Origin of the sequence: Rothia endophytica, from assembly GCF_039543885.1 — a bacterium.
GTDB classification, from domain to species: domain Bacteria; phylum Actinomycetota; class Actinomycetes; order Actinomycetales; family Micrococcaceae; genus Rothia; species Rothia endophytica.
Map to the genome: position 1 here is coordinate 47352 of NZ_BAABKP010000003.1, position 19255 is coordinate 66606.

19 protein-coding genes are annotated in these 19255 nt (G+C 55.7%); 9 read left to right on the forward strand and 10 right to left on the reverse strand.

The window, feature by feature from the left end; translation table 11 throughout:
- Positions 1-15: 15 nt before the first annotated feature.
- From ABD982_RS08380 to ABD982_RS08415, 8 genes are all read right to left on the reverse strand, one after another.
- Entirely contained in the window at positions 16-831 is an 816-nt protein-coding gene (locus ABD982_RS08380; protein WP_251380300.1) for a transporter substrate-binding domain-containing protein, read from the reverse strand.
- A gap of 46 nt (positions 832-877) precedes the next feature.
- Positions 878-2014, reverse strand: a complete 1137-nt coding sequence (locus tag ABD982_RS08385) for a trans-sulfuration enzyme family protein (protein WP_251380301.1) — start codon at positions 2012-2014, stop codon at positions 878-880.
- A gap of 158 nt (positions 2015-2172) precedes the next feature.
- Positions 2173-3825: an RNA-binding domain-containing protein gene (locus ABD982_RS08390; protein WP_345446407.1), complete on the reverse strand. Its 1653-nt coding sequence runs from the start codon at positions 3823-3825 to the stop codon at positions 2173-2175.
- Between the two features lie 165 nt (positions 3826-3990).
- Positions 3991-4857 carry an NlpC/P60 family protein gene (locus tag ABD982_RS08395; RefSeq protein WP_345446409.1) on the reverse strand — a complete coding sequence of 289 codons (867 nt, stop codon included), beginning with the start codon at positions 4855-4857 and terminating at the stop codon, positions 3991-3993.
- Positions 4858-5186: 329 nt separating this feature from the next.
- Positions 5187-6290, reverse strand: coding sequence for a pirin family protein (locus ABD982_RS08400; RefSeq protein ID WP_345446411.1), 1104 nt, complete (start codon positions 6288-6290; stop codon positions 5187-5189).
- 373 nt (positions 6291-6663) lie between these two features.
- Positions 6664-7164, reverse strand: coding sequence for a CoA-binding protein (locus ABD982_RS08405; protein ID WP_345446413.1), 501 nt, complete (start codon positions 7162-7164; stop codon positions 6664-6666).
- Between the two features lie 3 nt (positions 7165-7167).
- Complete coding sequence (locus tag ABD982_RS08410; protein ID WP_345446415.1) at positions 7168-8640, reverse strand: O-acetylhomoserine aminocarboxypropyltransferase/cysteine synthase family protein; 1473 nt, start codon at positions 8638-8640, stop codon at positions 7168-7170.
- A gap of 113 nt (positions 8641-8753) precedes the next feature.
- Positions 8754-9389, reverse strand: coding sequence for a hypothetical protein (locus ABD982_RS08415; protein ID WP_345446417.1), 636 nt, complete (start codon positions 9387-9389; stop codon positions 8754-8756).
- A 310-nt stretch (positions 9390-9699) separates the two neighbouring features.
- Here ABD982_RS08415 and ABD982_RS08420 point away from each other — a divergent pair, with 310 nt between their 5' ends.
- The 8 genes from ABD982_RS08420 (at position 9700) to ABD982_RS08455 (ending at position 16068) form a co-directional block, all read left to right on the forward strand.
- Positions 9700-10326 (forward strand): DedA family protein, encoded by a 627-nt coding sequence (locus ABD982_RS08420; RefSeq protein WP_345446419.1) that lies wholly within the window; start codon positions 9700-9702, stop codon positions 10324-10326.
- A gap of 165 nt (positions 10327-10491) precedes the next feature.
- On the forward strand, positions 10492-11025 hold the full coding sequence (gene idi / locus ABD982_RS08425; RefSeq protein WP_345446421.1) for an isopentenyl-diphosphate Delta-isomerase: 534 nt from the start codon (positions 10492-10494) through the stop codon (positions 11023-11025).
- 2 nt (positions 11026-11027) lie between these two features.
- The gene (locus ABD982_RS08430) at positions 11028-12083 is read left to right on the forward strand and encodes a polyprenyl synthetase family protein (RefSeq protein ID WP_345446423.1); all 1056 of its coding nucleotides are present in this window, start codon (positions 11028-11030) and stop codon (positions 12081-12083) included.
- The gene (locus tag ABD982_RS08435; RefSeq protein ID WP_345446425.1) at positions 12080-12958 is read left to right on the forward strand and encodes a phytoene/squalene synthase family protein; all 879 of its coding nucleotides are present in this window, start codon (positions 12080-12082) and stop codon (positions 12956-12958) included. Before ABD982_RS08430 ends, ABD982_RS08435 begins: the two co-directional genes overlap by 4 nt.
- Positions 12955-14490, forward strand: a complete 1536-nt coding sequence (gene crtI, locus ABD982_RS08440) for a phytoene desaturase family protein (protein ID WP_345446427.1) — start codon at positions 12955-12957, stop codon at positions 14488-14490. Before ABD982_RS08435 ends, crtI begins: the two co-directional genes overlap by 4 nt.
- Positions 14487-14852: a lycopene cyclase domain-containing protein gene (locus tag ABD982_RS08445; protein ID WP_345446428.1), complete on the forward strand. Its 366-nt coding sequence runs from the start codon at positions 14487-14489 to the stop codon at positions 14850-14852. Before crtI ends, ABD982_RS08445 begins: the two co-directional genes overlap by 4 nt.
- Positions 14849-15190, forward strand: coding sequence for a lycopene cyclase domain-containing protein (locus tag ABD982_RS08450; protein ID WP_251380315.1), 342 nt, complete (start codon positions 14849-14851; stop codon positions 15188-15190). The genes ABD982_RS08445 and ABD982_RS08450 overlap by 4 nt, the downstream gene beginning before the upstream one ends.
- 2 nt (positions 15191-15192) lie before the next feature.
- On the forward strand, positions 15193-16068 hold the full coding sequence (locus ABD982_RS08455; protein WP_345446431.1) for a prenyltransferase: 876 nt from the start codon (positions 15193-15195) through the stop codon (positions 16066-16068).
- Between the two features lie 71 nt (positions 16069-16139).
- Here the strand turns inward: ABD982_RS08455 and ABD982_RS08460 are convergent, their stop codons facing one another.
- A complete protein-coding gene (locus ABD982_RS08460; protein ID WP_345446433.1) occupies positions 16140-17336 on the reverse strand; it encodes an RNase H family protein in 1197 nt (398 codons plus the stop codon).
- Positions 17337-17569: 233 nt separating this feature from the next.
- Positions 17570-18598, reverse strand: a complete 1029-nt coding sequence (locus tag ABD982_RS08465) for an ornithine cyclodeaminase (RefSeq protein ID WP_345446435.1) — start codon at positions 18596-18598, stop codon at positions 17570-17572.
- A gap of 153 nt (positions 18599-18751) precedes the next feature.
- On the opposite strand from ABD982_RS08465, the gene ABD982_RS08470 reads away from it, so the two are divergent.
- Positions 18752-19183: an Lrp/AsnC family transcriptional regulator gene (locus ABD982_RS08470; RefSeq protein WP_345446437.1), complete on the forward strand. Its 432-nt coding sequence runs from the start codon at positions 18752-18754 to the stop codon at positions 19181-19183.
- The last annotated feature ends 72 nt before the right edge of the window (positions 19184-19255 follow it).

Here is a 19255-nt window from a genome sequence, read left to right on the forward strand (position 1 = left end):
GGGTAGGGGTGCGCCTTAGGACGCGGGGGTCAGGTCAATCCCGACGTACTTCTCGAAGATTGCCTTGAAGTCGCCGTTCTCCATGTGCTTCTTCAGGGACTCATTGATGGCGTCCTGCAGGCTGGTGGCACCCTTGGGCATCAAAATCGCAGCCTCTGAAGGTTCACCCAGAATGCCGTCCAGCAGGCGGATGGGAGCATCGGGGTGCTGTTCCTGGTAGTAGGAGAAGGTAACGGCATCATTACCGCAGGCATCCACACGGCCGGTGAGCACCTGTTCGATGGCCTCATCAAAGCCGGTCACGATCGTCATCTGAGCGCCAGCTTCTTCCAGCAGGGTACGGAAGTTGGAAGTCTCGGAGCTAGCTGCGGTGGCGCCGTTCAGGTCGCTGACGGACTGCAGCTCTGAGCTATCCAGCACAGCAACCTTGCCTTCGGATGCCACGTAGGGCACCGAGAAATCGTACTTTTCCTGGCGTTCCGCGGTGGGTGAGACGTTGTTGATGACGATGTCATAGCGGTCAGCATCCACACCGGCAATGAGGGAGTCCCACTGAGTTTCGATGTATTCAGCTTCAACACCGAGGTCAGCGGCGATTAGGTCAGCGATTTCCTTCTCCATGCCTACTAGCTCACCGGTTTCGTTGTGGTAGTTCCAGGGGGCGAAGGTACCTTCAAAGCCCACGCGGATTTTGCCGGCATCCTTGATGGCCTGGAGCTTATCGGCAGCAGCGGTTGAAGAGTTCTCTGATGAGCCACCGCAGGCAGCCAGCGCTAGGGCAAGGGCACCAGCCCCGGTGAGTGAGAACATGGTACGACGATTTACATTCATGGTCTTGCCTTTCTGGGCAGGAAAAAAGGGGGATATTACTGATAGTTTAGGCGGCATCGAGAGCTGCAGTGATATCGGCGATGAGATCCTCTGCTTCTTCGATACCTACGGCCACACGCACCAGGCGCTTGGTCATGCCTGAGGCTTCCAGGTCCTCGTCACTGAAAGCGCCCTGGGTCATGGTGGAGGGGAGGCAGACCAGAGACTCAATGCCACCCAGCGACACAGCGAAGGTAAAGACCTGCAGGGCGTCCAAGAAGGCCTTGATATCTTTGCCCTCCGCCATGGTGAAGGAAAAGAGCGCGCCGTTGCCGCTTGACTGGGCGGCCTGCAACTGGGCTTCAGCCTCACTGTGGGAACCGGGGAAGTAGACCTTCTGGACGGCAGGGTGGGCAGTGACTGCCTCCAGCACGCGGGCGGTGTTCTGCTGCTGGCGATCCATGCGGATTGCCAGGGTTTTGACCGACTGAATCAGGCGGTAGGAGTCGATGGGTGAGAGTACGTTGCCTGTAATCAGCTGGGCTTTGAAGAGCTCGTCTGCCAAGGCAGCATCATTCGTGGTGGCGACACCTGCCAGCAGGTCAGCGTGACCGCCCAGGTACTTGGTGGCGGACTGGACCACGATGTCAGCACCCAGCTCGAGGGGGCGCTGCAGGTAGGGGGTCATAAAGGTGTTATCCACGACCAGCACCGCCCCGTTACGGTGGGCAATCTCGGCTACTGCCCTGATATCAACCACGCGCAGGGTAGGGTTAGTGGGGGTTTCCAGGAAAATCATGCCCACGTCCTTACCCACAAAGTCAGCATCGGTAAGAGCGGTAAAGTCGTGCACGAACTCGTAGCTGACCCCGCGCTTGGGCATTTCGATGGTCGCCATGCGGTAGTTACCGCCGTAGACGGGCATGCCCAGCATGATGGTCTGGCCTGACTTCAGGATTCCCATGGCAGCGGCGGTAGCGCCCATGCCGGTAGCGTAGACGTAAGCATGCTCAGCGCCCTCAAGAGCTGCCAGGGTGATTTCAGCGTTAGAACGGGTAGGGTTACCGCCGCGCTGGTATTCGAAAGGCCCTTCGGTGCCGTCAGTGGGCTGACCAAAGGTGGTTGAGGTATAGATCGGGGGAACAACCGCGTTTTCTTCGATACCGTGGAGGGCATGAATAGCACGAGTGGTAAAACCTGCCATGGGTCAGTTGCCTTTCGGATATGTAAATGTATTGTCTGAGCCTATACCAGGCGCCGCCAGCTAGGACAATTATTGTTACAAGTTTATGACCCGCTTCTAGGGCATCCTGCGGGCATGTAACTAAGACCACGAACCAGTACAAGGAAAGTTGCTGCCCGCTAGGGTTTCTGGTGACTGAAAGCGTACCGGTCTCGCAGAGAGTTCAGCTTCTTCACCGCCGTATCGGTGAGTTCCCATAAGGTGTCCCCTGTGCCCAATCTGCAAGGGTTAGCAAAAACCGCTGGCTCCCCCTCCAGATGGGATTTTTCAAGGCTGGCAAGGGCATTAAGGCATTGGCGTTCAGGCTTAGCCGTTAATTCTTGGGCTGTGCAAAGAGTTACATAACCATGGATAACGATATGGTGCAGAAGGATTAGAAGGTCAAGATCCCGCCGCAAACGTCGGGGAGCTAACTCTCTAATAAAGCACGCCCACACCACATCCTGCCCCTCAGCAGTTAGCTGCACCCGCACCGCATCCCCATCAGCTACTTCCTCAATCAGAGGGGCTGGCATACCGCGCTTCAGCATTTCTCTGCGCAGGGTAGTGATGCCTCCACCCTGGTAATCCATGAGGTGGAGCTCCACTAGCACCTGTACCAGGGCGTTATTTCGGGATCGAGGCGGGTGTTGCCCCAGGTTCTCAGCCGTAACCCCGCCGAAGAACCCACCGATTGAACCAACCATCACTGAACTAGCCGAATGCCATACATCCACCGGGGCAGATGCAGCCCAGTCTCGATGCGCCACCCCGTTGATCAGGGCCTCTTTAATAGCCCGCGGGGGCACCTGGGTGAGCAGCCTCCCCGGCTTCTCATAGGTTGCCAGGTCAACATCCTGCAGGCTCTGATACTGACTCTCGCCGGTTTCAGCAGCATACTCCAGCTCAGTCTCCAGGACGCAAATACGGGTGGCTCGTTCAATGTGGGCAAATACTGTGGCAAGTTCCTCCAACAGGGACGCCCGCGGAGGTGCTTTCCCTTCCTGGTAGACCGGCGGCAAAACGGAGTATTTATGGTTCTTAGCGAAGAAGCGATAAGTAATATCTGGCTGGCCTCGCCCAATCAACAGCAGGTAGCCAGCGTTAGTAAAAGTATTTTGTGCTGTCACTACACCCAAGCGGCGCAACAAATCCTCATCATCAGCTCTCGACAGATCGAGGTGGTTGGGCAAACCCGTCGCGTCTAAGAAACTGCGGGCGGCGTTCAAAGCGGCCGGGCGCACGTGGTAGATGGGGATTTTGGAATCCTGAGCTGACCAGTCAAAGCTGAGACTCCGCCCTTGGCGCTCCCTCCACGCTTCTTCGGTCACCGCCATACACTGGTCCTTAACCCGCCAGTGAATAATATCTTTCCAGGGCACCGGCTCAATCGCCTGGGGCGCCAAGATGACGAGCAACCTACGGCCCCTAATGTGCACCTCCTGAATGCTCACGGTCAGTTGGTGCTCAGTGAGCGCGTAAATACGCCCCCGCAACCAGGCGGCGTCCATTTCGGTGCCAATAATGTCGCCCCCGTCTGCCACCCCCACAATCAGGGCACCGCCGTGCTCCGTGTTAGCCATGCAGGTGGCCTCCCCCGCCAGTGCAAAGGCGGCTTCCTCATTATGTGGGTTTGAGGGAAGTATTTCGCCGCGCCCGTTACGTCGGCCGGCTTCTTCTTTGAAGTCTAGGTAGCGTGATTCATAGGTATGAGACCAAATGTTATCTTCTAAAGCTCCCAGCACACGATTGACCTCATCGCGCACTGGATCACCGCGCAAAAACTCGTGCATACATCCACCCTACATCTTTTGTGATACAAGTTACATATACGCACCTAAAGCTCTTCGTCTAGCCACCGGCAGCCTACCGTCACCCCTGGTGATACCCGGGCATACAAAAGCGCCACCTCTTAGAGAAAGAGGTGGCGCTTGAGAAAAGCTAGAGAGCCTTAGACCTTACAGGCCAGCAGGTGAAACATAGATAGGTGCTGAGCCGGTGGGTAGGTTGACTGAGAAGATAGTGGTTCCCATGCCGTTCCAGCCACCGTGTACTGCCTGACCGTTGCCAATGTAAACAGCGATGTGCTGCTGACCGAAGCCGTTGGATGCGTAGAGTACGAGGTCGCCAGGCTGGGGGTTGGAAGTAACGGTACCCAGTTGCATGTAATCCATGGGCCAGCCGTGGAAGTTGATGCCAGCGGCGCGCAGTGAATTGGTGGCCAGCATGGTGCAGTCGGTCTGAGCGTTTACCGCTGCGTAACCGAGGGCAGCTGCAACTACAGCATCGCGCTTAGCTGAGTTGCTAGCTGCTGAAAGAGCAGGAGCAGGTGCTTCTTCAACAGTAGAAGCAGGTGCTACTTCAACAGCAGGAGCAGGTGCAGCTTCGACAGTAGGAGCAGGTGCAGCTTCAACGGCAGGAGCGGGTGCTTCTTCAACAACAGGAGTAGCCTCGATAACCTCTACGGTTTCAGCCTGAACGGCAACTTCTGCGGGAGCTTCTTCAACAGGGGCTTCTTCAACAGGAGCCTCTTCAACCACTACCTCAACCACAGGAGCTTCCTCAACGGGAGCCTCTTCAACGACAGCTTCTTCAACAACGGGGGTTGATTCAACGGGCTTCTCGGGGGCCACAATGTAAGCGGGCACGCCCCAAAGAGCAATCTTGCCCTCGCCGGCCAGGGCGAATGACTTGAGCAAGGGGGCAGAAACTACTGCACCGTTATCTGCGGTGGTCTGCGGAGCTTCATTGGTTGCGTTAGCGGCTGCAAAAGCACCGCCTGCTAGAACTACACCTACCGCACCTACTGAGAGTGAACGACGCACGTTAATACCTTTTCCTTCGTTAGAATTTCAGCAACCCGCCTGTTGAACTGGGCTGTCTTTGGCTCTACTTGCTTCGAGGCAAGTTCCCAGAAGCTGATTGGACTCTGAACAGCATATAACGATTTGGTAACGATGTATACCAAATCGTTATAAAACCCTGCTTAAAATGCGTCTATCTGGCGCGCGGAACGCAAAAAACCCTGTAAATTAGCTGTTTTTTATCATTATCGTGCCATTCATCACCTCGAGGGTTAGCATGCCAACTATTAGCTTCAAAGTATTGAATGTTGGCGCGGCAGTATTCTTTGCACCGTTGAGGGACAGGGAGCTTAATCTCCGCGTGATTTAAGAGTAACCGGGGGCAGTTGAGGGGCAGGGATCACGGGCATACTCTCCCCATACTCTGCCGGTAGTAGCACGACGCCGCCAAAGCGTGGGTAGACCCCCGCCGCGGTTTCAGGTGTGGCCCCTTCTGCCAGGGCACCATCGGTCACGGATCCCTCTTCAGCACCGGGCTCAAACTGCTCTACCTGCGCTTGCCAGGCGGCGCGGGCGTCCGCAATATCCTGGTGGTTTCGCCCAATGAAGTTCCACCACATGGTGATGCGCTCGCCAAAGGGCTGGCCACCTAGAACGATGAGGCGGGTCTCCCCCACCGTTTCGATGGCTAGGGTATCTGAGCCGGGCTCAAGGTAGAGCATCTGGTCTGCCTCAATACGGCACCCCTGCACGATAGCGGCTCCGGTGTCCACCAAGATGCCACGTTCGAAAGTGGGGTTCAGGGTTAGGGTGAAGTGTTGGTGTGGAGCATCCGCAGGTGGGTTCTTGTCAGCTTCGGGGTCTGATCCCGGTGCGCCCACCAGAATTTCAGCTCCCAGTAGGGGCGAAAAGGTTTGCACCGGGGAAGTCCCCTGCAAGGTAGCGCTGCCCATGGTGAGGGAGAGCTCTCCCAGAAAGACGCGGGCCTGCAGCGGGAGACTGTCTGCACCGTGCGCCCCCTGACGGGCGGCAAAGGTGAGGGTCGGAGGCACAAAGTTCTCAAAAGCGGGTTCAGTATTAAGGTGGCCCTCGGGTAGGGCAATCCAGAGCTGCACCCCGTGGAGCACCTGAGTGTCGGCGGTGGAATATTCACTGTGGTTAATGCCGTAGCCAGCTGTCATGAGGTTGAGTTCGCCGGGGCGCACGTCCGCTACAGTGCCCAGGGAGTCCCTGTGCTCAACGGTTCCGGTGAAGATCCAGCTGGCGGTTTGCAGGCCGGTGTGGGGGTGGGGTGCCACGCGCATACCGCCGGTAGCCGCCACGTCATCCGGGCCGTAATGGTCCACGAAACACCAGGCACCAATCATGCGGCGTTCTTTGGAAGGAAGAAGACGGCGCACGGTCATGGCGCGCAAGCCACCCAACGGAACGGGCCGGGGCTCAAGAAGTTTCATGGTTTTAGCCTAACCCGCGCCGAGAATTAGTGAAACCTTCAGCTGTGCGGAAGAGGTGAGGCACAGCTGAAGGTTTCAGCAACAGCTACTGCCGGTCTCAGCCTATGCCTGGGACCGGCACCCAACGGTTAAAATGCAAGGAAATCACGCGCGCAATCATCACGCCCAGAACAATGCCTACGAAGGTGGGGGGCTCATTAGCGCGCCTTCAAAGGTATAAGGCACGTAGAGCAGAATAAATAGCGCAATGATAGTCGCCTGAAGGTTCGTATTGCCTATGCTTCAGGGCTCAACTTTTCCTGGGTCAGTTCATCATCGTTCATGGTCTCGCTCCGCCCTCAGCTTCTCAGGTGACGGTGCGGGGCAAGTGTGCCTAGGCCAGCACCTGCCGTTTGGAGGAAATCACACCGGTCACGAAGCCTGCGAGGTGCAAACCGCCATGGAAGCGGGCGTACTCAATTTTGACACAGCGGTCCATCACTACATTCAGCCCGGCACCTTCCCCCAGTCGCGCGGCCTCCTCATTCCAGGAGCCCAGCTGCATCCACACGGTCTTAGCGCCGGCGTCGATAGACTCCTGCACTACGCCCGGCAGATCCTCGTTGCGGCGGAAAATCTCCACCATATCAGGGGCTTCCGGCAGATCAGCCAGGGAGGCGTACACCTTCTGCCCCAGAACTTCCTTACCTTTGGCAGCAAGAATAGGGTTCACGAAATAGAGCGTGTAGGGGCTAGAGGACTGCAGGTAGCTTGCTACGAAGTAGGAGGAACGCGAAATTTTATCGCTCATACCCACAATGGCAATGCTTTTCGTATCGTGCAGAATCGCGAGACGTTCAGGGGCGCTGGGACCTTCCCAGGTGCGTTCAGTCATGGTTTATGCCTCCTTCTTGGGGCGGGAAATCTCGCGAGCGGCGCGCTCGGCGGCGTGGGCTGCGGCATCTGCCTTCAGTGCTTCTTTCTGCGCTAGGGCTTCTGCCTCAGCGGCTGCACGGCGTTCGACCAGCTGATCAGCGCTAGCAACGCCCACGGTTTCACCGGCGTAGTTACGCCCGGATGCATGGGTGAGTGCCTGGTCTAGGTCCCACATGATGTCCTCGGGGTCTTCGAGACCCACCGAAATGCGAATCAAATCTTCGTTGACGCCACCGGCGGCCAGCTGCTCGGGGGTAAGTTGCTGGTGGGTGGTGGACGCCGGGTGCAGCACCAGCGTGCGGGCATCCCCGATGTTAGCCAGGTGGGAGGCCAACTGCAGGGCACCGATGAACTCGGCACCAACGTCTCGGCCACCAGCTTTCTCGGTAGCGGCAACGCCAAAGGAGAAGACCGAGCCTACGCCCAGCGGCAGGAGTTGCTGACCGCGCTCGTAGTGGGGGTGGGTGGGCAGGCCAGCATAGTTGACGTAGGAGATGCGGGGGTCGGCATCCAGCCACTCGACTACGGCGCGCGCATTTGCCAGGTGGGCGTCCATGCGCTGCGCCAGGGTCTCAACGCCCTGCAGAAGGTTGAAAGCTGACTGGGCGGGTAGAGAGGGGCCGAAGTCGCGCAGCTGTTCGCTGCGTAGCTTGGTCAGGAAGCCGTATTCGCCGAAGTTACCCCACCAGGAAATGTTGTTGTAGGAGGGCACCGGCTCGGTCATGGTGGGGAACTTGCCGTTACCCCAGTTAAAGCGGCCAGATTCAACCACGACACCGCCCAGGGTGGTGCCGTGCCCGCCCAGGAACTTGGTCACCGAGTGAATCACGATGTCAGCCCCATGCTCAATGGGACGGATCAGGTAAGGGGTGGAGAGGGTCGCATCGACCACCAGGGGGATGTCGTTCTCATGGGCGACAGCTGCCAGGCCGGGCAGGTCAGCAATCTGACCCGAGGGGTTAGCAACGATTTCAGTGTAGAGCGCCTTGGTCTTGGGGCGGATAGCAGCGGCGTAGTCGGCAGGGTCAGTGCCATCGACAAAGGTGGTTTCGATACCGAAGCGACGCAGGGAGACATCTAGCTGGGTGATGGTGCCGCCGTAAAGGTTGGAGGACGCCACGATGTGGTCCCCCGCCTGGCAGAGGGCAGCGAAGGTAATGAACTCTGCAGCCATACCCGAAGCAGTAGCAACAGCACCGATACCGCCCTCTAGCGAGGCGATACGTTCTTCGAGGGCTGCCACCGTGGGGTTACCCAGACGCGAGTAGATATTGCCGTACTTTTGCAGGGCAAAAAGGTTAGCGGCGTCATCCGCGTCCTTAAAAACGAAGGAGGTGGACTGGTAGATGGGCACGGCGCGCGCCCCGTGCTCAGCATCGGGGGTGCCGCCAGCGTGCAGGGCGCGGGTGCGGAAGCCAAAGGTATGCTCGGCCACGTGGTGCTCCTTGGAAAGGGGACAGGTCTTCACTCTTCATAGTGGTCTAGCCCTCACCAGATAAACAAGTGTTTCTCACGTTGCGTATTATGACGACGCGCGCCTACCGCCTGCTAGGTTACCGTGAGTTGCTGGACGAGGGTGGCGTTATCACGGGTGAAACCGCTGTCGGTCGTAAAGGAGGTCACGTAACCGGCGTAAAGAGTCACTTCTTCTGCACTCCTCCCAACCATGCAGAGGCTGATTTCACTCCCGGGCCAGGTGGCAGTTGCCTCATCTAAGAGCGCTGGGTTGTTGGAAGGGCCGGTGAAGCTGGTGACATAGAGACGATAGCCAGTGAGATCAGGAGTGACTCCCTGAGCTGTTGTTACCGTTTCTTCCACTAGCCGGGGTTCAGTCCACGACTCGGTGCAATCATCCAGCAGCTGGGGTTCTTGCGCAGAAGCGCACTCTGCGGGCACCGCAAAGTAGTAGTCCAGGCGTGCTAGCTGGGCGGTGGCGTCCACGGCCTGGCCGCTTTCGTAGCCTACTGAGAAGCCTGCTGGTTCCGGGGCTACCGGCAAATCAGTAAAGAGGTTAAGCACCCGGTTGCCATCGCTGTTCAAGGACAGGCGACCACTCTGGCTACTGGCATTGTAGTAGGCATAGTCGGATACCGCGTGGGCAGCTGGCGCGGAGATAGCCAGGGTGGCAGCACCTGACCAGGCGGCACCTTTAAGAGCTGTTCTTCGAGAAAATGCACTGTTCATATTTCCACCCTAATAAAAGTCGGGTCAGAATGCTTGCCTGACCAGTGCATACGGAGGCTTATTTGTAATGTGGTTTTATACAAAAGTGGGGACACAACCCGCAGGGTGTGGGCTTTCTGAGGGCACGTAAGGCGAGATTCTGGCTCCTGCGCCCAAGAAACACCGCCCGGCGTCCACCCTTAGGTTCTATGACCAAAATCCCCAGCTGACTCACCAGCAGCCTTCTGACTTTTCCCACGTAGGTAAGCAAGAATGAATACAGTTTTTCTGGCGAGGGATAAGCCCGCCTCTAGCATGAAAGAGGGCATGCATGCTCCAAAATATTATTGACTGGATCATCTCGGTCATGGAGGCCATCGGTTCACCGGGTGTAGGTCTAGCGGTGTTCCTTGAGAACGTCTTCCCTCCTATCCCTTCTGAGGTCATTTTGCCGCTGGCAGGTTTCACCTCCTCACAGGGGTCCATGAACGTGGTAGCCGCTTTCATCTGGGCAACTGCCGGTTCCCTTGCCGGCGCCTACTTTCTCTACTATGTCGGTGCCGCCATTGGCGCTGAGCGTCTACGCAAAATTGCGGCATGGATGTGGCTGGTCAAGGTTGATGACGTCGATAAGGCCCTCGCCTGGTTCGACCGCTACGGCAAGGTCTCTATCCTGCTCGGTCGCCTCATCCCCGGCGTGCGTTCCCTCATCTCAGTTCCCGCCGGCATCGACCGCATGCACCCCCTCACCTTCGGCCTCTACACCCTAGCTGGTTCAGCCGTGTGGAACGCCCTGCTCATCTGGTTGGGTTGGATTCTGGGTGAAAACTGGCACGCCGTAGAACACGTCATCGACCAGTACTCCACCGTGGTCTACGCAGTCATCGCCCTAGCCCTGCTTGCCTGCCTGGTATGGCTTATCCGCCGCGCTATGCAAGAGAAGCACGACGTCGCCTAAAGTAACAAAGAAGGACGCCGCACCCGGGCCGGGTGCGGCGTTCTTACTTTTAAAGAGGAAAAACCACTTTACCTTGGTTAAATAATAAAAGGGGGGTGTTGAACGCTTCAGACCAGCCAAAAACAAGTAGTCTTCTGATAATTGCTCCTGGGAGGATATGAACTTATGGACGTCGTGCTAGTCGACGAGCAGGGCCAGCCTGTGGGCGTCGCGCCCAAAAATATGGTGCACACAGCTAAAACGCCCCTACATCTTGCATTCTCGTGTCATGTGCTCAACGGGAACGGGGAAGTTCTGATGACCCGCCGGGCCTTGAGCAAGAAAACCTGGCCCGGGGTATGGACCAATTCTTTCTGCGGTCACCCCACGCCCGGCGAAAGTATCACAGACGCACTAACACGCCACGCACGGGGGGAGCTCGGTGCCACGCTAGAGAAGGTAAGCATCGAATTACCTGATTTCAGATACCGTGCCGTAGATGCCAGCGGTGTGGTTGAAAACGAAGTATGCCCGGTCTTTACCGCACATTTGAACGGTGGTTTGACCCCGCACCCAGCTGAGGTTCTAGAGTACCGTTGGGTTTCTCCATCCGACCTTAGGACTAGTCTTACCGCAACCCCTTGGGCCTTTAGCCCCTGGCTCACCTTACAGGCGCCTCTGATGGAACTCTATTCAAACTCCGCTGCAGAAAAGGGCTAACAGTGCTAGCTCCACCGGTAAAAACCCAGCAGTCCTTTGAAAACTACCTTTCCCAGCTTGTTGAGTTAAATACTCGATCAGCGGTTTCTATGGGGCCGCTCTATGAGCAACTATGGTTGAGTATTGCAACGCTCAGCGCATCGGGTAAACGAATCCGCCCCACCCTGCTTCTCACCGTATTTGACGCCTACGATGGAATCGCTCATGATGCCGCACTAAAAAGCGCTGCTGCGCTAGAACTATTGCACATCGCTCTGCTTATGCACGATGACATTGTTGATCAGGATCTTGAGCGCCGCGGTCACCCCAACTCTATTCAGGTTTTTCGGGATGCCGCCCTGCATGAAAACCATCCATCTAATATCGCTCAGCGCTGGGGTGAGGCTAACGCTCTGCTAGGAGGGGATCTGCTGATTTCCCTTGCCTACAAGCTTATGGCCTTAATCGATGTTCCTTTCGAGGTGAGAGAGCACTTGCTATCTGTTTTTGAGGAGAGCGTGCAGTATGCAGCGAGTGGGGAACAGCTAGATTTGGCGTATGGGCTGGGTATTAGAACACCGACCCTTGAGGATTTGCGGACGATGATGCATCGGAAGACGTCTGTCTACAGTTTTCAAGCCCCGCTCCTGATGGGGGCTATTCTGGCTTATGCACCACCAGCCCACCTTCACACGCTTTCTCGCATTGGCGACACCCTAGGGCAGATTTTTCAGATAACCGATGACCTCCTGGGCGCCTTCGGGAACCCTTCAGTAACCGGAAAGTCAGCCAGCACCGATATTGTGCAGGGCAAAGAAACGATGCTTATTGTCTACGCCCGGCAGCATGAGGGATGGGAGGAATATCGGCATTTGTGGGCTGACCCTAACGCCACAGAGGAACAAATAGATAGTTTCAGAGCATTTTTGGTAGCTAGTGGTTCGCGCCAGCGCACCGAGGAATTAGTTAACACCTACATCAGCTCATGTTCACAGGAGATTCGACAGGCACAGTTTCCCCCCGCTCTGCAAGAACATCTTCTAGCCTTTACCACCACTCTAGGGGGTCGTCTCTCATGAATCACACTGACCGTCTGGGGCTTTATTCCTTAGCCGCACGGCGTAGTAGCTACCCGGTGATTGGGGTCTACTCTAGCTCCTTTAGGCTGGCGAGTCTCATTTACCCGTCGGCTATGCGCACTTCTATCGCCTGCATTTATGCCCTGGTGAGAGTTGCCGATGAAATTGTTGATGGTACTGCTGCTGATGCCGGGCTCACCGTAAGCCAACAGCGCCAGGCTTTGGACGTGTTAGAACGTGAGGTCGAGTTTGCATTATCTACCGGCTTCAGTAGCAATCTGGTGGTGCATGCCTTCGCCAGAGAGGCTCGTGCCTGCGGCATCACAGCTGACCTGACCCGGCCCTTTTTTGAATCCATGCGCGTGGACCTTGATGAGGTCAACTTCGACACCGATGAACAGTACCAGCGCTATATTTACGGTTCAGCTGAGGTTATCGGCCTGATGTGTCTCTGCATTTTTCTTAAAGATAATCCCTGCCCCCCTCTTCAGCGGCAGGAACTTGAGGGGGCGGCTCGAGCATTGGGTGCGGCCTTTCAGAAAATAAATTTCTTACGGGACTACGCTGATGATTCAACTCGCTTGGGGCGAAACTATTTTCCTCACGTGGAGGGCAAACTTAATGAAGACTCCTTGGGGGTGATCATCGCCGATATCGAGCATGATTTAGCACATGCACGCTCCGGTATCGACGCTCTGCCACGCCGTGCCCGGTACGCTGTCCGTAGCGCCACAGCTCTCTACAAGCACCTGCTTGAACAGCTTCAAGCGGCCTCCGTTCGTGATATTGAACATCGCCGTTTCTCTCTTTCCACCCCGACAAAATTACGGTTAATTGGCAAAGAACTGATGCCACTATCGAAAGCAACGCTATGAAGCAAATTGTCATTATTGGTGCAGGTATTTCTGGTTTGGCGGCGGCCGCGCTGTTAGGGCGTCAGGGGCACACCGTCACTCTTCTTGAAAAGAAAGAAACCACGGGAGGACGCGCGGGTTCCTGGGAAAAACAGGGGTTCAGGTTCGACACAGGCCCTTCCTGGTATCTGATGCCCGAAGTTTTTGACCATTTTTACGAGTTGATGGGCAGCAGCACCTCTGAGCAGTTGGACCTCAGCCGCCTTGACCCAGGTTACCGCGCCTACTTCGAGGGCCAGCAAGAGCCTTTTGATTTAGCAGGAACCGCTGAAGCATTTGAGTCGCTCGTGGCCTTAGACCCCGAGCACAGGGAGGGGATCACAGCTTACGTAGAATCAGCCCGCGATACCTACAACATCGCTTTGAAGCGCTTTCTCTACGGATCTTTCCGTTCGGCTAAGGATTTGGTTCACCCCAGCGTCCTGCGCCGGCTCCCTCAACTGGTGGGACTGCTCAGCCGCTCACTGGATCAGAAGATTCAGGCGCATACAGCAGACCCACGGATGCGCCGTGTGCTGGGCTACCCAGCTGTGTTTTTAGGTGGCTCACCCCTAAAAACCCCCGCTATGTACCACCTGATGACGCATCTGGATGTAAATGCAGGGGTTCTCTACCCACAGGGTGGATTCAATCGCGTGGTAGAGAGCATCGAGACTCTAGCCCGCCAGTCCGGGGCAACTATCATTACCGGCGCTGATGCCCAAAAGATACTGGTGGACGAGGGCGTAGCAGGGGGCGTTGAATATATCGACAGCTCAGGTGAGAGACATCGTATCTACGGGGATACCGTGGTAGCAGCGTGTGACCTACATTTTGTGGAACATCAGCTTCTTGACAAAGAAAACCGCGATCATAGCGAGCGCTGGTGGGCTAAGGCAGACAGTGGACCTGGAGCGGTGCTCGCGATGCTGGGCGTTGAAGGGGAGCTTCCCGAGCTGGCACACCACACACTCTTTTTTGCTGATGACTGGGAAAAAGGCTTTGCTGAGCTTGAAGGCAACACGCTACCTGAAACCCCATCAATTTATATCGGTAAGCCCAGCGCCTCTGATGCGTCAGTTGCCCCTGACGGTTATGAGAACTTATTTGTACTAATTCCCGTGGCTGCGCGTCCAGAATTCGGCCACGGTGGTGAAGATGGCACCGGAGACGAGCAGATTGAACGCTTTGTAGACCGAGCCATTGAGCAGGTAGCAGAGTGGGCTAATATTCCTGACTTAGCTGAGCGTATAGTGGTACGCCGTACCGTGTCACCTGCAGATTTTCAGCATGAACTGGGGGCATGGAAAGGCACCGCTTTGGGGCCTTCTCACATCCTCACCCAGAGCGCGGTTTTCCGTGCTAGCAATAGGTCCAAGAAGGTAAAGAACCTGCTCTTTGCCGGCTCATCTACAATCCCCGGAATTGGGGTACCCATGTGTCTGATTAGTGCTGAGCTAGTGGTCAAAGAAATGATGGGTGATAAAAGCATGAAGGCGTTGAAGAGCCTATGAATTGGCTCTATCTCTTAGCACTTTTAGGCTCCATCGCTGGCATGGTGATTCTGGATGCCCGGTTTAAGGTGGCGCTCTTCCGGAGGGCCCTTAGTACCGTGCTGATGGTAGGTTTTGGGGTGGCTGCCCTCATCATCGTCGACTTTTATGCCATAGAGCACGCTATTTTTGTTCGGGGTGAGTCCCCTTATCTTCTGGGTATCTGGCTCACCCCGCATATGCCCCTTGAAGAGCCTATTTTTCTGGCTTTTCTGGGGTACTGCACCTTGGTCATTTATGGGCTGCTCAACAGATGGGTAGAAACTCGACGAAGTAGAGAGGGCTTAGCTCCTAAAGAGTCAGCCAGCGAGGTGCAGGCGTGAGCCCCTATAGCCAGCTGGCATTGATCGTCGTCGGGCTAGCGGTTGCCCTCACCCTACTCGGAGCGGTGGTTCTGCGCCGTCAGTCTCAGCGTTTACCGTTGGCGGCTATGGCTCTCACATTGTTGGTGATGCTGACCCTTACCTTGATCTTCGATAACATCATGATCGCTGTTGATTTATGTCGATATCCCGAAGAGAACTTCTCCAATATCACACTAGGCCTCGTACCACTGGAAGATTTTAGCTACCCCATCTTCACCGCTCTGGTGTTGCCTATGTGGTTCGAAGTCCTCAATAAAAGATTCGCTCGCCAGAGACCCCCACAGAAAGCGAGCTAGCGGTGACAGTATTATCTCTGTTCCAGCGGCTCTTCGTTGCCTCACGCCCCATTAGTTGGGTCAACACTGCATACCCTTTCGCTCTGACCTACTACCTCTTGACCGGTTCCGTTGATCTCACGCTAGTGGTTGGCACCTTCTTCTTCCTCGTACCCTACAATCTGGTCATGTACGGGGTTAATGATGTCTTCGATTACGCCTCAGACCTCGCTAACCCCCGCAAAGGAGGGGTTGAGGGAGCTCTGCTTCCTCCTGAAAGTCACCGGGCAGTCTTGCTGGCCTGCGGTCTGTGTTCCCTACCCTTCGTCCTCTATCTTTGGTGGGGGTCACCGCTAGTAGCTGGCCTTTTCCTAGCCCTACTAATGCTCGACGTGGTGGGCTATTCCATGCCTCCCTTGCGCACCAAAGAACGTGCATTTTTAGACTCCTTGACTTCTAGCATCCACTTCGTGGGCCCAGCCGTCTATGCCGTCTTCTTGACTGGCACCCCCTGGTCTGCCTCACTTATATTCATCATGGTGAGTTTTTTAGCCTGGGGCATGGCAGCTCACGCTTTTGGGGCAGTGCAAGATATCCTCCCAGACCGTACAGCGGGGCTCAGCTCTATCGCCACCGTGCTCGGTGCCTGTACCACGGTACGCCTTGCCGTAAGCTTCTGGGCCCTCAGTGGGCTTTTGTTACTCCTCGCGGGCTGGCCCATCAGCCTTCTCGCTGTTCTAGTCACTCCCTACATTGCGATGGCAGCACCCTTTATACACATCACCGACGACACCTCTATGAAAACCAATCGAGGCTGGCGCCATTTTCTGTGGATTAACTACAGCGTAGGTTTCCTGCTCACCCTCTTCATCATTGCAATCCACCTCATCGCAGACTAAACCCTCATAAAACTCATGGCAGGACGCCGCACCCAGCCTGGGCGCGGCGTCCTTACTTTTCTTGGGTTCAGTTACTTCCAAAGCCTGTTCTTAGTGTGCACACTGGAGGCCTTAATCTGCACCCAGTCAGGGCAGGGCAGGCGCAGTGCCTTCTCACAGCCAGACAGCGCGGTAATTATAGACTCACAGCGCTTATTGAACTCGCCTACATTGGTCTTATCAACAATCTGCCCCGGGAAGTGGCGGTGCATCTTAGAGACCGAATCAGAAGACTCCTGCAAACCGTGACCGGAATGCCCAGGAATGTGCTTCACCAGAACTCGGCGCTCGCGGATTGCCTCAGTGAGTTTCTGCATCTCATCAATGACCTGCTGATTCTGCACGCCTTCAGTAACCCATTGGTTATAACACCAGCGGTTATGAGCTAGCCGCAACACAAAGGTCAGGGCGCCCAGCGAGTCAGTGTGAATAATCAGCTGTCGACCACCGTGGTAAAAGATGTTGAAGGCAGCCAGCATGGCAGAAAGCTCACCGGTCATAATATTGGTGGCATCGTAATGGGAGTGAAAGAAGAAGCCGTCTTCACTCACGCCGCCTATGCCCATACGCCCACCCTTAAGGTAGCGCTTGTTATTGGTCGCTCTGAAAGAACAGTCGGTAAAGACACTGTACTCCACGAGCTTCTCGACAGGCAGAGGGGCAGTGTGCTTCTCCAACTCGTCATGAGCTAGACGTGAGGCTTCGTCCATGAGGTGCGGCATCAGCTCACCTGCCTGAGTGCCAATAAGCTTCACGTGAATCTCCCCCAGCGAGTGAACCTCATAGGGGTTCATCACCTTATCCAAAGAACGGTACTCCAAGAAACTCTTGAAGACGGGGAGCTTACGGAAGAGCAGCTTGAGGTAATGCTTATCTGCAGCCGCTGTCATCAGATTGGTCTTGTACTCAGCCGGAACCGCCTGAATAGCCGCCACAATAGCGCGACCCAGCATATCGGTATGCACCTCATCGCAGGGAGTCATCAACGAGTGTGTCAATGATTCAGCAATCGGCTCACACTCGATAACCTCACGGTCACCGTTCTCACGCGATACATAAATAAGAGTGGTCAGCCCAACATGGCAGTCCCCTGCCGCGCGCACCTGATCCATAATGACCGCAATAACGGCTACGCCCTGCTCAGTAAACCCTGCCGGGTAGGAGCTCGTATAATCCGGGGGCTCCCAAGTCAGCTCGCACTTTTTGATTTGTGCAGGTGTAATTTCCACATTATTCACCTCCGATGGGGGTGTCTATCTTTGTTTTACTTACGCTTTAAAGCTATACCACCCCATCAACGATTAGCCAACAGACTAGAGGAACAGAGTAAAAGCAACGGGGTAGGTCAGGTTGTGCCCAGTAGGTGGGCGCACAGCAGATTGGCTTTCTATCATGAAAAAATAAGGACGCCCGCCGCAACGTCACTGTTGCGGCGGGCGTCCTTAGCGTTGAGCGGGCCCTATTAGCTGATGGGTTTGAGAGAGCCAACCAGGGAGAAGAGGTCTTTGGGGTCCTCAGGGTCAGCAATAAGCTCAATGGAGTCCTGCAGTTCGGTGCCGGCGGTCAAGTCGCGCACACATCGCAAGGCGGCAAAGTCAGCAATAGCGAAGCCTACCGAATCGAAGAGAGTAATTTCTTCAGCTGAGCGGCGGCCAGGCTCCTCGCCAGTTAGAACCTTCCAGAACTCCACCACGGGAAAGCCCTCTTCAACCTGCTGAATCTCGCCCTCGATACGGGTCTGGGGCGGGAATTCAACGAAGACGGTAGAGTCGCGCACAATCTGCTCATCCAGCTCGGTCTTGCCGGGGCAGTCGCCGCCTACAGCGTTAAGGTGCACGCCAGGCTTGACGTGGTGGCGGGCCAGGATGGTGTTCTGCGCTTTATCAGCGGTGCAAGTGGTGATGATATCGGCGCCATCTACTGCCTCGTCCACTGAGGATGTAAGGCGGATGCGGAAGCCCAGGGGCTCCATGTTACGGCGGAACTTATCCATCGCTTCGGGGTCGGTGTCAAAGATGACGAGGTCTTCAATGCCCATAGCAGCGCGGAAGCCCAGTGCCTGGAACTCAGACTGAGAGCCGGTACCAATCATGGCCATGGTGCGCGAGTCAGGGCGAGCCAGTTTCTTAGCGACCATAGCTGAGGTGGCAGCGGTGCGCAGGGCGGTCAGCAGAGTCATTTCTGAAATGAAGGTGGGATAGCCATTATCAACGTCCGCCAGCATGCCGTACGCGGTAACAGTCTGGAAGCCGCGAGCAGGGTTTGAAGGGTGCCCGTTAACGTATTTGAAGGAATACTCTTCGCCGTCTGAAGTGGGCATCAACTCGATAACACCGAAGGGGGTGTGGCTGGCAACGCGAGCAATTTTGTCGAACTTTTCCCAGCGCTTGAAGTCGCGTTCTAGATAGTCAATCATGGTACCGATGATTTTTTCAACGCTTTCGCGCTGAATCCAACGAGCCATGTTGGTGACGTTAACAAACTGAACCATTCTAGAAAACTCCTCCTTGAGTTTGAACGGAATTAAACATAAACCTGTGACCTCGATAACGATACTCCGCTTTACCCACCACCGGTACCTCAAAAATGTGCATTTTTTGTAGGGTGAAGAGCAGATTGCATATACAGAGTTAGCATTATGTACATGAGATCATTAAGCGACCTAGAACATCGACTGCTCACCGAGCTCCGCTCTAACGGCAGAGCACCCGTTTCGCAGCTCGCCGAGAAACTTGGTGTTACGCGCGCAACGGTGACCAAGAAGATGGGGCAACTGGAAACACAGGGAATCATCGTAGGTTACACGGTGCGTACCGCTTCAGATGCCCTGGAGCCGGGTGTACGTGCCATCTCTATGGTGATTGTTGAACGCAAGAACTCCAGCCAAGCCATCGCGGATGTGCGTGGTATTCCCGAGGTAACAGCCCTGCACACCACAAACGGCCACTGGGACTTAGTCCTTGAAATTGCCTGCCGTGATTTACCGGATTTTGATCGAGTCTTGCACCATATCCGCTCAGTCAAGGGTGTGGTCAACACCGAATCTAGCCTGCTGTTACGCACTATTAGCAGGTAGCTGATGAACCAAGCTTCCCACGCGCTAAAAGGGCGGGCACTCTTTCACGAGTGCCCGCCCTTCTTGACGGTA

Coding starts and splice junctions, on each gene's coding strand:
- ABD982_RS08380 (WP_251380300.1), bottom strand. CDS start 831: ATGAATGTAAATCGTCGTACCATGTTCTCACTCACCGGGGCTGGTGCC.
- ABD982_RS08385 (WP_251380301.1), bottom strand. CDS start 2,014: ATGGCAGGTTTTACCACTCGTGCTATTCATGCCCTCCACGGTATCGAA.
- ABD982_RS08390 (WP_345446407.1), bottom strand. CDS start 3,825: ATGCACGAGTTTTTGCGCGGTGATCCAGTGCGCGATGAGGTCAATCGT.
- ABD982_RS08400 (WP_345446411.1), bottom strand. CDS start 6,290: ATGAAACTTCTTGAGCCCCGGCCCGTTCCGTTGGGTGGCTTGCGCGCC.
- ABD982_RS08405 (WP_345446413.1), bottom strand. CDS start 7,164: ATGACTGAACGCACCTGGGAAGGTCCCAGCGCCCCTGAACGTCTCGCG.
- ABD982_RS08415 (WP_345446417.1), bottom strand. CDS start 9,389: ATGAACAGTGCATTTTCTCGAAGAACAGCTCTTAAAGGTGCCGCCTGG.
- ABD982_RS08420 (WP_345446419.1), top strand. CDS start 9,700: ATGCTCCAAAATATTATTGACTGGATCATCTCGGTCATGGAGGCCATC.
- idi (WP_345446421.1), top strand. CDS start 10,492: ATGGACGTCGTGCTAGTCGACGAGCAGGGCCAGCCTGTGGGCGTCGCG.
- ABD982_RS08435 (WP_345446425.1), top strand. CDS start 12,080: ATGAATCACACTGACCGTCTGGGGCTTTATTCCTTAGCCGCACGGCGT.
- crtI (WP_345446427.1), top strand. CDS start 12,955: ATGAAGCAAATTGTCATTATTGGTGCAGGTATTTCTGGTTTGGCGGCG.
- ABD982_RS08445 (WP_345446428.1), top strand. CDS start 14,487: ATGAATTGGCTCTATCTCTTAGCACTTTTAGGCTCCATCGCTGGCATG.
- ABD982_RS08465 (WP_345446435.1), bottom strand. CDS start 18,598: ATGGTTCAGTTTGTTAACGTCACCAACATGGCTCGTTGGATTCAGCGC.
- ABD982_RS08470 (WP_345446437.1), top strand. CDS start 18,752: ATGAGATCATTAAGCGACCTAGAACATCGACTGCTCACCGAGCTCCGC.